Source organism: Streptomyces sp. NPDC031365, from assembly GCF_055569765.1.
Map to the genome: position 1 here is coordinate 450877 of NZ_JBVIIM010000003.1, position 14630 is coordinate 465506.

Sequence of the window (14630 nt, forward strand, 5' to 3'; positions counted from 1 at the left end):
GTGAGCCGGTGGGGCGAGCGATGACACGAAAGGCGGCCACGCGGGTACGTAGGTTCGCATGACCCCTGAGCGACCTGACCCGGCGGTGCCCACGGCCACCTACCGGCTGCAGCTGCAGCCCGGCTTCCCGTTCGGAGCGGCGGCGGACGCCGTGCCGTACGTGGCCTCGCTCGGCGTGTCCCATCTGCATCTGTCGCCCGTCCTGGAGGCCGTGCCCGGCTCGCCGCACGGCTACGACGTGGTGGACCACGCGCGCGTGCGCGAGGAACTCGGCGGTGAGGCGGGGCTGCGGGAGCTGGCGCGCACCGCGCGGGAGCACGGGCTCGGGCTGATCGTGGACATCGTCCCGAACCACATGGCGATGTCCCCGCGCCACAACCACGCGCTGTGGGAGGTGCTCCGCGAGGGACCCGCCTCGCCCTACGCGCGGTGGTTCGACATCGACTGGGAGGCGCAGGACGGGCAGGTGCTGCTGCCGGTGCTCGGGGGGCCGCTGGACGAGGTGAAGGACCGGCTCGAGGCCGACGGCGACGTCCTGCGCTACTACGACCACGCGTTCCCGTTGCGGGAGGGCACCGCGGGGATGCCGCTGCCGCAACTGCTGGACGCGCAGTGGTACCGGCCCGTGTGGTGGCGTCTGGCCCGTACCGAGCTGAACTACCGGCGGTTCTTCAGCATCTCCGAGCTGATCGGGGTGCGGGTGGAGGACCCGGAGGTGTTCGAGGCGACCCACGCCACGATCCTGGCGCTGCTGCGGGAGGGTGTGATCGACGGGCTGCGTGTCGACCACCCCGACGGGCTCGCCGACCCCGACGGCTACCTGCGGCGGCTGCACGAGGCCACGGGCGGCCGGTGGACGGTGGTGGAGAAGATCCTCGCCGACGGCGAATCGCTGCCCGCCTCCTGGCCGGTCGCGGGCACCACCGGCTACGACGCGCTGCGGCACGTGGACGGTCTGTTCACCGACCCGTCCGGGTTCGGGGAGCTGCTCGGCCAGTACCGGCGGTTCGCGGCCCCGCAGACGGACCGGGGCGGCGACTGGGAGGCCACGGTGCGGCGGGCCGCGTACAAGGTGCTGACGCACGAGCTGGCCACCGAGGTGGACCGGCTGACCCGGCTGACGAACCGGCTGTGCGCGACCGCTGCCCGGACCCGGCTGCGCGACCGCGCGCCGTGGGCGCTGCGCACGGCGCTCCAGGAACTGCTGGTCCGGCTGGAGGTCTACCGCCCCTATGCCTCCGTGGACGCGGCCGCGGTGGTCACCGAGGAGGCCGCGGCCGAGGCCCGGCTCGCCTTCGCCGTCCCCGAGGAGGCCGGGGCGGTGGACGTCATACGGGATCTGGTGCTCGGGCGGTACGGCGACGGGCCGGCGTACGTGGAGTTCCGTACGCGGTTCGCGCAGACGGCGTCGGCGCTGCGGGCCAAGTCCGTCGAGGACACGGCGTTCTACCGCTATGTGCCGCTGCTGTCGGCGACCGAGGTGGGCGGCGAGCCGGGCAGCCCGGTGGTGTCCCCGGAGGAGTTCCACGCGTACTGCGCGCGCGTGCAGCGTGACTGGCCGGCCACCGGGACGGTCCTGTCGACGCACGACGCGAAGCGCAGTGCCGATGTGCGGGCGGCGCTGCACGTGCTCACCGAGTGCCCCGGGCGGTGGGCGGACGTCCTCGCGGAGGTGACGCGCAGCGGCGAGGGCGTGCCGGACGCGCAGCTGGCGTGGGCGGCCTGGCAGACGGTGTTCGGGCTGGGGCCGGCGGAGGAGGAGCGGGTGCGGGGGGCGCTGCTGAAACACGTGCGTGAGGCGGGCCTGTACACCAGCTGGACGGAGCAGGAGCCGGCGTACGAGGAGGCGGTGGCGCGGTTCGTGGCGGCGGGGCCGTGCGGGGTGCCGGGTGAGCGGGTGGCGGCGTTCCGCGCGTCGCTGGAGCCGCACGTCCGGGCGAATGTGCTGGGCGCCGCCCTGGTCCATCTGACGATGCCGGGAGTGCCCGATCTCTACCAGGGCACGGAGCACGAGTACCGGGCCCTGGTCGACCCGGACAACCGGCGGACCGTGCGGTTCGCCGGCGACGGGAGCGACAAGGAGGCGGTGACGCGGGCGGCGCTGCGGCTGCGGGCGCGGCGGCCGGACGTCTTCGGTGACACGGCGTCGTACGACCCGCTGCCGGCCGGGGGGCCCGCGGCGGCGCACTGCGTGGCGTTCGTGCGCTCCGGCGAGGTGCTCACCGCCGTGACCCGCCTGTCGTTGCGGCTGATGGAGGAGGGCGGCTGGCGCGGCACACGGCTGCCGCTGCCGCCGGGGCGGTGGGCCGATGTGCTGGAGCCGGCAAGGGAGTTCGGCGGGGACGCGCTCGTGGCGGAACTGTTCGAACGACTGCCGGTGGCCCTGCTGGAGCGGGTCGCGGACTGACGCCCGCGCTGACGCCCGCGCTGCCGGACGCGCTGCCGGACGCGCGCGCCGGCGGTGCGGGCCGGGGTCGACGCCGTGCGGCTGACCACCGGGGGCGCGGGTCCACGGGTGCCGGGTGCACGGGTGCAGGGTGCACGGGTGCCGGAGATGTTCGCGGGGGTCGGCCGATCGCCGGCCACGGCGCCGAAACCGTCCGGCGTGGCCCGGCGCGTCCACCGGTATCCGGCGCTCCCCCAGGCGGTCGGAGAGGCGTTCCCGGCGTCGGCGGGACGCGGGCGGCACCAGCGGGGAGGCACGCGCGGTGTCCGGTCCCGACGTGCCTCAGGGCGCCCCCTGGGCACTCCCCCGTCGCGCTCTTGACACCGTCTCCCGGCCGTGGGGTACTGCGCTGTGCAGAGCGGATTCCGTGGTGACGGGGGGTGAGTCCGCTTGCGGGAGTCGCGCTATCCGACGGTGGCCGAACTGGTCCTCTCCGCCCGCGCGCTGGCCGTGCGATGGCCCGGCCTGTGCGTGCTGCGGCAGGTTGGCGTCTCCCGCGCGGGCCGGCCGCTGCACCTGCTGTCCGTGGGACGCGCCCGGCGGGCCGTGCTGGTGGTGGCGGGCGCGCACGCCAACGAACCGGCCGGCGGGGGAACGCTGCTCGCGCTGGCCCGGCGGGCCCTTCAGGAGCGTGACCTGCGCGACGGCATGTCGTGGCACTTCCTGCTCTGCGCGGACCCCGACGGCGCGAGCCTTCATGTGGCACCGGCACCGCGCAGTCTGTACGAATACCACCTGGGATTCTTCCGCCCTGCGGGGCCGGAGCAACCGGAGTGGGCGCCGTCGGTGCTGCCGCCCGACCGGCTGCCGCCCGAGACCCGCGCCCTGACCGGGGTCATCGACGAGCTGCGGCCCTTTCTGCAGGTGTCCCTGCACGGTACGGAGCTGGGCGGCAGTTGGGTGCAGTTGACGCGGGACGTGCGTGGGCTGGCCGAGCCGTTCGCCAAGTCGGCGGCGCAGCTGCACATCCCGGTGGAGACGGGCGCCTCGGACGCGGCGGGCTGGCCTGCGTCCGGTCCGGGGGTGCACGTCATGCCGGCGCCGGAGGCCGCGCCGGCCTATCCGAGCCTGACCGACGACGCCCGGCACAGCACCTGGTACCACGTCCACCGGTACGGCGGTATGAGCGCGGTGATCGAGGTGCCGATGTGGGCGAGCGACCTGGTGGACGACCCGGCTTTGCATCCGGCGCCGGACGCGGCGATGCACCGGCTGGCGGACCGGCTGCTGCAGGACGCGGGCGAGGTGCGTCGGGTTCTGGAGGACGCGCGGCCGGGGTACGGGGAGGCCGCCGGCCCGCTGCTGCGGGCGGCCACCTGGGGGCTGGAACTGGTACCGGGGCTGGCGGCCGACCTGGTGCGCACACCGCCCGCCGACGGCACACGGGCGTATGTGGGGAGTGTGGACGCGTTCGCGCGGCGGGTGCCGCTCAGGGCGGCGGCGATGCTGCGGCGGGCGCTGAGCGGGACGGATGCGGGGGCGGCGGCGCGGCTCGAGCGCATGGTGGCGCACTGGAGCGACGCGTTCGCCGCGCGTTTTCGCGCCCGCTGGGTTCCTGTGGCGCACCAGGTCGAGCACCAGTCCCGCACGGTGCTGGCAGCCGCCCACCACGCCCGCGAACAGACCCCGTAGCGGAGGACAGCCGTGCCGGCGCCACTGCGAACTGCCGCTCCTGCGTATCCAGTGGGGTACCGCAGCTGGTCGGGGGGAGGTTGCGCAGCCCGGCGCCGACGGGGTGCCGTCGCGCCCACCCGTGCCGCCCCAGCGGCACGACTGCCCGCGAAGCCGGAGGAGAACCGCGGACGCGGGGCCACACGAAGGCGGAGGGGAGCCGCGGAAGCGGGGTGGGGTCGGGGAGTCGGGGTGGGGTCGGGGAGTCGGGGCGGACGCGCGGACGCGGCGGACGGGGTGGTCAGGGGGTGTTGAGGGCGAAGACCGAGCCTGTGCGGGCGGTCAGCACGCAGGTGTTCGAGAAGGTCTCGGTGTAGGCAACCGGCTGCCCGCGCCATGTCCCCGTCGCGTGCGCCGTCACCGGTGCGTAGACCATCGGGCAGATGACGTCCTTCGCCGGGATGGCGGAGATCCGCCCGTCCGCCGCCTCCAGCTCCGCGCAGGCGTCCGCGGCACGCCGGTGCCCCTCGGGCGGGTCGCACCGCAGCATGGTGCCGCCACCCGTGGTGGACGGGTTCTCTCCGTGGCTGACCGTGAGCAGCAGCCAGCTGTCCGGGCCGGGGTGGTGACCGGCAGCGGCCCGTGCGGGTGCCGCACAGGCGAGCAGGACGAGGGCGGCGAACAGTCCCGCCCGTGCGGCTTTCACTGAGGTGTGCGTCATTCCCGGTGCATCGGCACGGCGGCCCCCGAACCCCACCCCGGCTCACCCGAACGGGAGAGTGCGGGTGCGTGCCGTACGGCCCCTGCGAACGCGGCGAGCACGACCCGCGTCTGGTACTCGGCCTGGCGCGCGATCGTGATCCAGCGCGCCCCGAGGACGTCCCGGCAGTCGGCGCACCGTGCGTCGATCAGCCGGTCCAGCTCCGGCAACGCCCCTGCCGGATCGCGCCCGGCGCGGGTCACCAGCTGGTGCAGCAGCCCGGCGGTGCGCAGGGCCAGCCGACGGCCGGCGAGGCGCAGGGCGGTGAGACGGGCGGTGGTCATGAGCGGCAGCGGGTGAGCAGAATCGTTCCCGCAGTCGGGGTCCCACGCGTCGGCGAGTCCGGGGCAGACCAGTAGATAGTCGTCGACCGGGGCGAACAGACGCGCGGAGTCGGCCACGCCGGCGACGTACGGCCGGATCCGGCCCGTCAGGGCACGCAGCAGCAGCGTGTCCTGACGCAGCGTACGGCTGACCGAGCGCAGCTCCGTCTCCACGTCCGCGGCGGCGAGCGAGGAACCGTCCGCGACGGCCGCCACACCCCACATGGGCGCCTCGACGACCGCGGTGACGGTCCCGTACCGGTGCGGGTGGAACCACGTGGATTCGACGGCGGCCTCGGTGATGGCGGCTGCGAGGTCACGGCGGCGCGGCGGTGGGATCCGGTAGACGGCGGGGCCGAGCCCGGGCCAGTAGAGGGCGTCGTAGGCGCCGAGCTCACGCGGGACGCCGAGGCGGGCGGCGATGCCCGCGACCCGCCGGTCGAGGCCGGGCAGGTCACGGGTGAGTTCGACGAAGCCGCCGCCGACGTCGACGCCGTGCAGGGAGCACTGGAGGAAGGGCCGCAGTTCGTCCTGGAGGGCGAGCAGGGCGCGGGTCTCGGGCAGTGCGGCGGCCGCGGCGCCGTCGGGCAGCCATTCGGGCTGTTCGAGGAAGCCGGGCCGGAAGAAGTTCCGGTAGTGGTGGCCGAGGGTGTACGGGCCGGTCAGCCAGCGCTCGTTGCGGCGCAGCCCGTCGGGGTCGAGGCAGAGCAGCAGGTTCCAGGTGGTGTCGGCGCCCTCGGTGAGCCGGGGGTCGGCCAGCGCACGCTCGGCCAGGCGCAGCACGGTCTCGCCGCCCACGGGCTCGTTGGCGTGCGGTCCGGCGACGACGAGGGCCTGGCGGCCGCCGTGGCCGACGCTGAGCAGCCACAGGGGGAGACCCGCGCGGGAGGCGCCGACGCGGCGCAGCCTGGCGTCGCGGGGATGCCGGGCCACGAGGGCGGCGGCTCGGGCGCCCAGTTCGTCGACGGTCGGGTAGTGCAGGAGGGGCGGCAGGGCACACCTCCACGAAGTGACGCCGTCGTTTCACCCGGAGTGCATGACGTACACACAGTGAGTCACGACATCGGGGGTACGTCAACACCGCGACGGAGACGGGTATGTGGCGGGGGCGCCGATCCCGCGCGGTCAGTTCGCGGCGAGCCGGTAGCTGATCTGCCCGAAGCCGATCTGGTCCCCTTCGCGGACGACGGCCGCGCCGACCACCCGACGCCCGTTCACCGTCGTGCCGTTGGCCGATCCGAGGTCCCGCAGCACCCACAGGCCGCCCTGGTGGCGGAGTTCGGCGTGCACGCGGGAGACCGTCTCGTGACTGATCCTCAGTCCGCTGGCCGGATCACGCCCTATGCGCAGCGGGTGGCCGGCCGCCGGATGCGGCAGCAGCAGCTTGGGCAGCTTCTCGGCCTGCCAGGCCCGGCGCAGCCGCACGGTGAAACCGGAGACCGCCTCCACGGTGCCGAACACCAGCCGGGAGAGGCGGCCTTCCGTGGGGAGGTCGGCGGTGAGCGCGGCGAGTTCGTCGGAACGCCGCGCGACGAGGGCGAGTTCCATGCGCCGGACGAATGTGTCGTGGGAGAGGCGGCCCATGGCGACACCGTCCCGCAGCACGCTCAGCGCCTTGTCGCGCTCCGCGTCGGACAGCCGCGCGGGATACGTGGGGAACTCGAAGGACGACGTCACGCTGTTGATTGTCGGTCAGCGACGGCCGGGCTGTCCAGAAACCGGGGAAACGGCCGACGCGCGGCGTACTCGGCGACACCCTTCGCGAAAGGGGGAATCCCCCGGCGAATTGATCTCCGATGGCGCACGATGGAGGCGCTACATCACGGTGAGCAGACGAAGGGGAACCGTCCGTGCAGTTCGAGGTGTGGGCACCGCAGGCCGGCAGAGTGACGCTCCAGTGCGACGGCGCCACGCGCGCGTTGCAGCGTGATCCCGAGCGCGAGGGGTGGTGGCGGGGGGAGGCCGGGGCGCACGACGGCTCCCGGTACGGCTTCGCGTTGGACGACGGTCCCGTCCTGCCGGATCCGCGCTCGCGCCGCCAGCCCGACGGACCGGACGGACCGAGTGCCGTCGTCGACCACGACCGCTTCGCCTGGGGCGCACCGTGGGCCGGGCGTCCGCTGCCCGGCGCGGTGCTGTACGAGCTGCACGTGGGCACGTACACGCGCGAGGGCACCTTCGACGCCGCCGCCGAGCGGCTCGGTCATCTCGTGGACCTGGGCGTGACGCACGTGGAGCTGATGCCGGTGTGCCCCTTCCCGGGCCGGCACGGGTGGGGGTACGAGGGGGTGTCGCTGTGGGCGGTGCACGAGCCGTACGGCGGACCCGAGGGGCTGAAACGGTTCGTCGACCGGGCGCACGCGCTGGGTCTTGGCGTCGTCCTGGACGTCGTGCACAACCATCTGGGGCCGTCCGGGAACTACCTGCCGCGGTTCGGCCCGTACTTCACGGACACCCATCACACCCCGTGGGGCGCGGCGGTCAATCTGGACGCGCCCGGCTCCGACGAGGTGCGGGCGTATCTCGTGGACAGCGCGCTGGCGTGGCTGCGGGACTACCGGATCGACGGGCTGCGGCTGGACGCGGTGCACGCGCTGGTGGACACACGCGCGTGCCACTTCCTGGAGGAGCTGTCCCGCGCGGTGGACGCCCTGGCCGCCGACACGGGCCGGCCGCTGTTCCTGATCGCCGAGTCGGATCTGAACGACCCCCGGGTCGTCACGCCGCGCGAGGACGGCGGCTTCGGGATGCACGCGCAGTGGAACGACGACTTCCACCATGCCCTGCACACCGCGCTGACGGGCGAGTCGCGGGGCTACTACGCCGACTTCGCGCGTGCCCCGTTCGCGGCCCTGGCCAAGACGCTCACCGGTGGCTTCTTCCACGACGGCACGTACTCCAGTTTCCGGGGCCGGCACCACGGCCGCCCGCTGGACCGCAACCGAGTGGCCGGGCACCGGCTCCTGGGGTACAGCCAGACCCACGACCAGGTGGGCAACCGCGCCCGGGGGGACCGTCTGGCCACGCTGGTCTCCCCCGGGCTGCTGGCCTGCGCGGCGGCCCTGACACTGACCGCTCCCTTCACGCCGATGCTGTTCATGGGTGAGGAGTGGGCGGCGGGCACGCCCTGGCAGTTCTTCACCGACCACACCGATCCGGAGCTCGCCGAGGCGGTGAGCGAGGGCAGACGACGGGAGTTCGCGGCGCACGGCTGGGCGAAGGACGACGTGCCCGACCCGCAGGACCCCGCCACCCGCGACCGCTCCTGCCTGGACTGGTCGGAACCGGAACGCGAACCGCACGCGCGGATGCTGGCCTGGTACCGGCTGCTCGTCGCCGTGCGCCACGCGCAGCCGGACCTCACCGACCCCGACCTCGGCGACACCAAGGTGGCCTACGACGAGGAGCACCGCTGGCTGGCCTTCCGGCGCGGCGACGTCCGGGTGGCGGTGAACCTCGGCGAGCGGCCGGCGGCCATCCCCCTCGGCGTTCCCGATGCCCGCGTCCTCGCCGCGTGGGAGCCCGTGGAGGTGCCGGGTGCGGACGGGGTGCTGCATCTGCCCGGCGAGTCGGCGGTGGTCCTGCTGCAGGCGTGAGCGGCCGGGCTACGGCACCTCGTCGCCGTCCCTGAGGCCCGTCACACGCTCCAGCATGATCGGCTCCCAGGCGCGCCGCAGCCGGGTGCGCAGGAGGGCCGGCGGTGGGGTGGCGGGGCGGCCGGTGAGCACCTCGGCGAGGTGGAGGAGGGCGTCGCAGCGGGCCAGCCACAGGCCGCGCAGACAGGGCCGGGCGCCGTAGCCGGCGAGGGTGGCGGCGCGGACGGCGGCCGGGGCTCCGACGGCGAGCGCGAGGCCCGCGATGTCCTCGGCCGGGTCGCCGACCACCGCCCCGTCCCAGCCGAGGACCCCGCGCACCCGGCCGTCGGCGCTGACCACGAGGTGCCCGCCGGTGAGGGCGTGATGGACGAGGACCGCCGTGCCGGGCTGGGCAGCGAGCTGGGCGGCGGCGGGCGGGGTGAGCTGCTTCAGCCGGGCGGGGTCGAACTCGTCGGCCGCGGCGAGCCGTTCGGCGGCCTCTCCGGCGGCCCGGCGCAGGGCCTCCAGGGACCGCGGGGACACCCGCGGCACGCCGAGCGTCTCCGCCTGCCGCGCCGGCACCTCGCGCAGCCCCGTGAGCAGCCCGGCGAGATCGGTCTCGCCGACGGCGGACACGGCGTGCTCCTCCGCCGTTCCGCCGGGCAGCCGGGTGTCGAGGGTACAGAGCAGACCGGGTGCCCACTCGCCCTGCGCGACTCCGGACGGCAGGGCGACCGGGACATGCGGCCGGACGAGGTCGCGCAGCCGCGGTTCGCGGCGCCGGCGGGCGCTCGCCTCACGGTCCGGGGCGAGGCGCAGGACATGGCGGGTGCCGACCCACCATGTGGCGGGCGCGGCGTCCTCGGTGACGGGCCGGACGTCGGGTCCGGCGGCGGGCGCCGCGCCGCTGCCTCCGCGGCCGTCCCTCAGCAGGGAGCGGGCCAGTCGGCGGACGGTGTCCGCGGTGGGTGTCGGTGCCTGGGTCATGGTCGCGCCATTGCCGTTCGGGGAGGCAGGGAGGGGACGGAAGGGGCTGTTCAGTCCACTATGACCAGCTCTCGCGCGGTGTTGTTCAGCCGCCGCCCGCCGTCCTCGGTCACGGTCACGATGTCCTCGATGCGCACCCCGAACCGGCCGGGGAGGTAGATGCCGGGTTCGATGGAGAAGCACATGCCGGGGACGAGGGGCTGTTCCTCCCCCTCGATCATGTACGGCGGTTCGTGCGTGGTGACGCCGATGCCGTGCCCGGTGCGGTGGATGAAGTACTCCCCGTACCCGGCGTCGGCGATGACCGCGCGGGCCGCCCGGTCGACCTCCTGGCAGGCGGCCCCGGGCCGCACCGCGCGGAAGCCCGCCTCCTGGGCCTCCCGCACGAGGTCGTGCACCCGGCGTTCCTCGTCGGTGGGTTCGCCGACGTGGACGGTGCGGGAGGTGTCGGAGCCGTAGCCGTCCTTGAGTCCGCCGAAGTCGAGGACGACCATGTCGCCGCGTTCGATGACGCGATCACCGATCTCATGGTGCGGGTTCGCCCCGTTGGGGCCGGAGGCGACGATCGTGAAGTCGACCTGGGAGTGCCCGGACCGGCGCAGCAGGGCGGCGAGGTCAAAGGCCACGTCGGACTCCCTGCGGCCGGCGAAGGGGACGGCCCGGATTTCCTCGAAGGCCGCGTCGGCGGCGGCGCCGGCGGCGGCCAGGAGGCGCAGTTCCGCGGCGTCCTTGACGGCACGCAGCATCGGCAGGGCCTCGGTGAGGGAGGCGTACGAGGTGCCGGGCAGCGCCTTCTGCAGGCCCAGCAGGTGCATGGCCCAGGTGTTGTCGCTGATGCCGAACCGTCCGTCGGTGTCCAGCAGGGCGGCGGTGGCGGCGTAGGGGTCCTTGCCGTCGGTCCAGTCCCGCAGGGTGAGAGCGGAGGCACCGGGGGCGCGCTCGGCGTCCGGGGCCTCCAGGGTGGGGACGACGAGCACGGGGTCCCGGCCGGCGGCCAGGACCAGGAGGGTGAGCCGCTCGGTGACCGCGGTGGGGGTGTAACCGGTGAGCCACACCAGGTCGGGTCCGGGTGCCACGAGCAGTCCCGCGAGCCCGGCCTCGGCGGCCTGTCGCGCCGCCCGTTCGATACGGGCCTCGTAGTCGTCGGCGGTGAAGGACGCGGGCGTGGTGCCGGTCATCCGAGGGCCTCCCAGGGCGGTCATCAGGGCTACGGGCAGCATCCTGCCCGGCGGGCGGGGGCGACGCGAGCCGGTTCGCGGTGTTCGCCCCACGACCCACCGCAACTAATGGAAGGACATTGTCCAACCATTAGATCTAATGATTGGATCACACTCATTCGTTGACAGGTACAAATGAGGAGGCCTTCGACCGTGCTCGTACTCGCACACATCAGCGATCTGCATCTGGACGGCACCGCGCGGGCCACCGAGCGCGCCCGGCGGGTGCGCGACCGGCTGTGGGAGCTGCCGCGGCGTCCGGACGCGCTGCTGGTCACCGGGGACATCGCGGACCACGGCACGGAGGCCGAGTACGAGGAGGCCGCCCGCCTGCTGGGGCTGCGCGACGGGGACGCCCCGTTCCCGGTGCTGACCTGCCCCGGCAACCACGACAGCCGGGCGCCGTACCGCAAGGCCCTGCTGGGGCGACCGGCCGCCGACGGACCGGTGAACAGCGCGCATGTGCTGGCCGGCGGCGCCGTGCTGATGTGCGACTCGAGCATCCCGGGCCACGACGACGGGGAACTGGACGCGGAGACCCGCGCCTGGATCGAGTCGACGCTCGACGGACTCGACGACGGTCTGCCGGTGCTGCTCGCCTTCCATCACCCCCCGGTACCGCTGCACCACCCCCTGCCCGACTCCTGCCCGCTGCGCGACCCCGGGTGGCTGGCCGCCCTGCTGGCGCGCCGGCCCCAGGTCGCCGGGCTGATCACCGGTCACGCCCACACCCCGGCCGCCACCACGTTCGCGGGCCGCCCGGTGCTGGTGGGACCGGGCGTGACCTGGACACTGCGGCTGCCCTGGGAGGGCGAGCAGATCGCCGACCGGGACGCCCCGGTCGGGTTCGCCTTCCATGTCCTGGACGACGAGGGCCGGCTCACCAGCCACTTCCGGGCGGTCATGTGACGATGCCGGGGACCGCTGTCAGCTGCTGGTAGCCGCCGCTGCGACGGCGCACCGTCAGTTTCACCTCGTCGCCCGGGCGGGCCCGGGCGACGAGGCGTGCCAGGTCGGCAGCCGAGTCGACACGTGTGCCGCCGAAGGCGAGGAGTACGTCCCCCCGTACCAGACCGGCCGAGAACCCGGGACCGGGAATGTGCACACCGACGACCCGGGCCCCCGGTCTCCGGTCGTCGGCCACCTCCACCCCGAGCCGGACGACGGCGGGCGCCCGCGCCGGTGCCGAGGGCGCGCCCGTACCCGACGCCACGGGCGGGCCGGAAGGGGAAGCCGTCCCCGCCTGCCACTTCAGCTCGGGGAGTCCGCCCGCGCCGGCGATCGTCGCACCCATCGCTCCCAGCCCCACCCCGGACAGCACCAGCGCCACACCGGCCAACGCTCCGAGCACCGCGGACACCAGCCGCCGCCCGCGCCGTCGCCCGGCATGCTGCGCCGTGGGCCGGGCGGACTCGGGACGGTCCGCCGATCCGCCCCCGCCCCTGTCCCCGGGCATCGGTCTGGGCCGCAACGCGGGTCGTTCCATGGGTCGCCTCCGACAGAAGTGCCAAGCCGTCAGACGAGAACCGGCGGTGCCGGCGCGCGGTACGGGAGGAAGCCGTGGACCCGGCCGGACAGATACTCGTCCTTGTACCGCGGCACGTTCCGGTGCCAGTTGAGAATGCCCGCCATCCAGTTCTCCAAGTCCGTCACATACCCCCGCATGATCTCCCTCGCCTCTTGCGAGAGCTGGAAGTCGTCGCAGACGGCGGGCAGTTCGTGCGCCACGACATGCTGGAACTGGCGCATGCGCTGGTTCATCAGGTCCTGCACCACGGGCAGCGCGGTCGGATATTCGACCCCGAAGAAGTTCTGCACGACGAGCACCGCGTTGTGGATCTCCCCCTCGAACTCGATCTCCTTCTGGTAGGAGAAGACGTCGTTGAGCAGGCAGGCGTAGTCGATCGCCGCGTTCTCCAGGGAGCGCACGGGACCGCTGCGGTAGACCTCGGGCGGTACCGCCGGTCCGTGTCCGGCGCGGCAGAGTCCCAGGGTGAGATCGGAGCCGAAGGTGGCGCGCCGCATCTCCAGGTAGTCCACCGGGTCCGGAACGCGGTTCTGGATCTGGTTGGACAGCTCCCACACCCAGGCCTCGGTCATCGTCTCGACCGCCGCCCTCAAGGGGCGGCGCCGGCCGGGTGTCATCCCTGCCGTCGTGCGGGCCCACAGGTCGGTCAGGGAGCGTTCCATGGCGTTTGCGGGCGGCGGGACCGGCCCGTCGTCGAGGGGCATGCAGGCCGCGAGGCGTGCCGTGGTCAGCCGGGCGGCGGCCAGGTCGCGGCGGTGGCCGTACACCAGCGGGTAGTAGTCGTCGCCGTAGGTGCCGAAGGCCAGCCAGTCGGAGGCGAGGTCGAGTTGCTCCTGGGTGGCGTCCGGGTCGAGGCCCGCCGCGCACAGTGGCAGGTCGCAGCCGGCGAGCTTGTCCTCGTCCCAGACTCCCTCACCGAGGATGCCCATCCGCCGCGACCACTCCAGCAGGTGCCGCCGCGATCCGTCGAGCGCGGGGCTGAGCCGGAGCGGGAAGGGCATGTCGATCTCGGGAATGACGGATGGGCCGACCTTCGGGAACGACACCTGCGTGTAGGCGCGCGACCGCCCGGCCCCGGCGGTGGCGAGCAGCGCGCCGATGTCGGCGGCGGAGGTCCCCGGGCCGGACGGCGACTGCCAGGGGGCGCCGGAACGCGCGCCCTCGTTCATGTACCGGCTGGAGCGCAGATGCCATTCATGTCCTCCGGACTGCCAGTCCTGGAGGCCCTTCGTGTACGCCGCCACGGCCGCGACCCGGTCCGGGGTGAGCCCGTTCTCCAGTGCGACGGCGGGGACTTCGGTGAACGCGGTGTGCTCGAACTGCTGGAGTCGTGAGGTGAGCACGTCGTTGACCAGGTCGGCGGCCTCCTGGGTGGTGCAGCCGAAGAAGGTCTCCAGGACGAGGACGCCGTTGCTGAGTTCTCCCTCGTCCTCGACCTCCCGCTGGTAGGAGAACAGGTCGTTGCGCAGGTGCACGGCGTCGGAGAACGTCTCCATGAGCACCCTCAGCGGCCGCGTGCCGGCGACGGCGGCGGGCACCTCGGCGGTCGCGTACTCCACGAGCCCGGCCGACCAGGGGGCGCCGCCCACCTTGCGGCGCATCTCGATGTACTCGACGGGGTTGGCGATCCGCCCCTCGTTGATGTTGGACAGCTCCCACAGCGACTCGTTGAGGAGGTGCTCGGTGGCGACGGCGAACCGGCCTCGCCAGTCCTCGGACATCACCGGCACGGTGCGCGCCCACAGGTCGGCGAGGCCTGCCTCGACCGGGTTCTCCGGCGCGGGGACCGGGGCGTGCGGGTCCAGCGGCATGAACAGGGGCAGCCGGTCCAGGTGGGTCTTTCCGGCTGCGCGGTCCTGGCTGCGTTTGAACATCTCCAGGAAGTGGTCGTCGAAGAAGAAGACCCACACGTACCAGTCGGTGATGAGCGAGAGGGCGGGGCCGTCGCAGTCGGGGTGGGTGTACGCGCAGAGCAGGCCGTAGTCGTGCGCGTCGAGATCGGACTGCTCCCAGACCCCACTTCCCTCCAGCATGCCCATCTCCCGCGCCCACGCGGTCGAATGGGCGCGGGCCTGATCGACATGCGGGTTGAGCCGCGCGGGGTGCGGCAGGTAGAAGTGCGGGAGTGCGAACGGCTGCGTCATGGCCGGGGGCTACCCGTGGCCCGGTGGCGGCATCCGCCG

11 protein-coding genes are annotated in these 14630 nt (G+C 73.9%); 4 read left to right on the top strand and 7 right to left on the bottom strand.

Going from position 1 to position 14630, the window contains the following annotated elements:
• The first annotated feature begins 58 nt into the window (after positions 1-58).
• Positions 59-2407 carry a malto-oligosyltrehalose synthase gene (gene treY, locus ACZ5C2_RS07350; RefSeq protein WP_468787511.1) on the top strand — a complete coding sequence of 783 codons (2349 nt, stop codon included), beginning with the start codon at positions 59-61 and terminating at the stop codon, positions 2405-2407.
• 429 nt (positions 2408-2836) lie between these two features.
• Positions 2837-4078 carry a M14 family zinc carboxypeptidase gene (locus ACZ5C2_RS07355; protein WP_468787513.1) on the top strand — a complete coding sequence of 414 codons (1242 nt, stop codon included), beginning with the start codon at positions 2837-2839 and terminating at the stop codon, positions 4076-4078.
• Positions 4079-4358: 280 nt separating this feature from the next.
• Here ACZ5C2_RS07355 and ACZ5C2_RS07360 read toward each other — a convergent pair whose 3' ends face one another.
• From ACZ5C2_RS07360 to ACZ5C2_RS07370, 3 genes are all read right to left on the bottom strand, one after another.
• Positions 4359-4778 (bottom strand): SSI family serine proteinase inhibitor, encoded by a 420-nt coding sequence (locus tag ACZ5C2_RS07360; protein ID WP_468787515.1) that lies wholly within the window; start codon positions 4776-4778, stop codon positions 4359-4361.
• A complete protein-coding gene (locus tag ACZ5C2_RS07365) occupies positions 4775-6133 on the bottom strand; it encodes a M14 family zinc carboxypeptidase (RefSeq protein WP_468787702.1) in 1359 nt (452 codons plus the stop codon). The genes ACZ5C2_RS07360 and ACZ5C2_RS07365 overlap by 4 nt, the downstream gene beginning before the upstream one ends.
• Before the next feature lie 132 nt (positions 6134-6265).
• Positions 6266-6817 (bottom strand): FHA domain-containing protein, encoded by a 552-nt coding sequence (locus ACZ5C2_RS07370; protein ID WP_468787517.1) that lies wholly within the window; start codon positions 6815-6817, stop codon positions 6266-6268.
• 173 nt (positions 6818-6990) lie between these two features.
• Between ACZ5C2_RS07370 and treZ the strand changes: the two genes are divergently transcribed.
• On the top strand, positions 6991-8736 hold the full coding sequence (gene treZ, locus ACZ5C2_RS07375; RefSeq protein ID WP_468787519.1) for a malto-oligosyltrehalose trehalohydrolase: 1746 nt from the start codon (positions 6991-6993) through the stop codon (positions 8734-8736).
• A gap of 9 nt (positions 8737-8745) precedes the next feature.
• Here treZ and ACZ5C2_RS07380 read toward each other — a convergent pair whose 3' ends face one another.
• Together ACZ5C2_RS07380 and ACZ5C2_RS07385 are read right to left on the bottom strand one after the other, a co-directional pair.
• The gene (locus ACZ5C2_RS07380; protein ID WP_468787521.1) at positions 8746-9702 is read right to left on the bottom strand and encodes an aminoglycoside phosphotransferase family protein; all 957 of its coding nucleotides are present in this window, start codon (positions 9700-9702) and stop codon (positions 8746-8748) included.
• Positions 9703-9752: 50 nt separating this feature from the next.
• A complete protein-coding gene (locus ACZ5C2_RS07385; protein WP_468787523.1) occupies positions 9753-10880 on the bottom strand; it encodes an aminopeptidase P family protein in 1128 nt (375 codons plus the stop codon).
• A 192-nt stretch (positions 10881-11072) separates the two neighbouring features.
• On the opposite strand from ACZ5C2_RS07385, the gene ACZ5C2_RS07390 reads away from it, so the two are divergent.
• The gene (locus ACZ5C2_RS07390) at positions 11073-11828 is read left to right on the top strand and encodes a metallophosphoesterase (RefSeq protein ID WP_468787525.1); all 756 of its coding nucleotides are present in this window, start codon (positions 11073-11075) and stop codon (positions 11826-11828) included.
• Here ACZ5C2_RS07390 and ACZ5C2_RS07395 read toward each other — a convergent pair.
• Positions 11821-12270, bottom strand: coding sequence for a PDZ domain-containing protein (locus ACZ5C2_RS07395; protein WP_468787527.1), 450 nt, complete (start codon positions 12268-12270; stop codon positions 11821-11823). The two genes, ACZ5C2_RS07390 and ACZ5C2_RS07395, sit on opposite strands and share 8 nt — an antisense overlap.
• A 164-nt stretch (positions 12271-12434) precedes the next feature.
• On the bottom strand, positions 12435-14591 hold the full coding sequence (cyc2, locus tag ACZ5C2_RS07400; protein ID WP_468787529.1) for a germacradienol/geosmin synthase Cyc2: 2157 nt from the start codon (positions 14589-14591) through the stop codon (positions 12435-12437).
• Between the last annotated feature and the right edge of the window lie 39 nt (positions 14592-14630).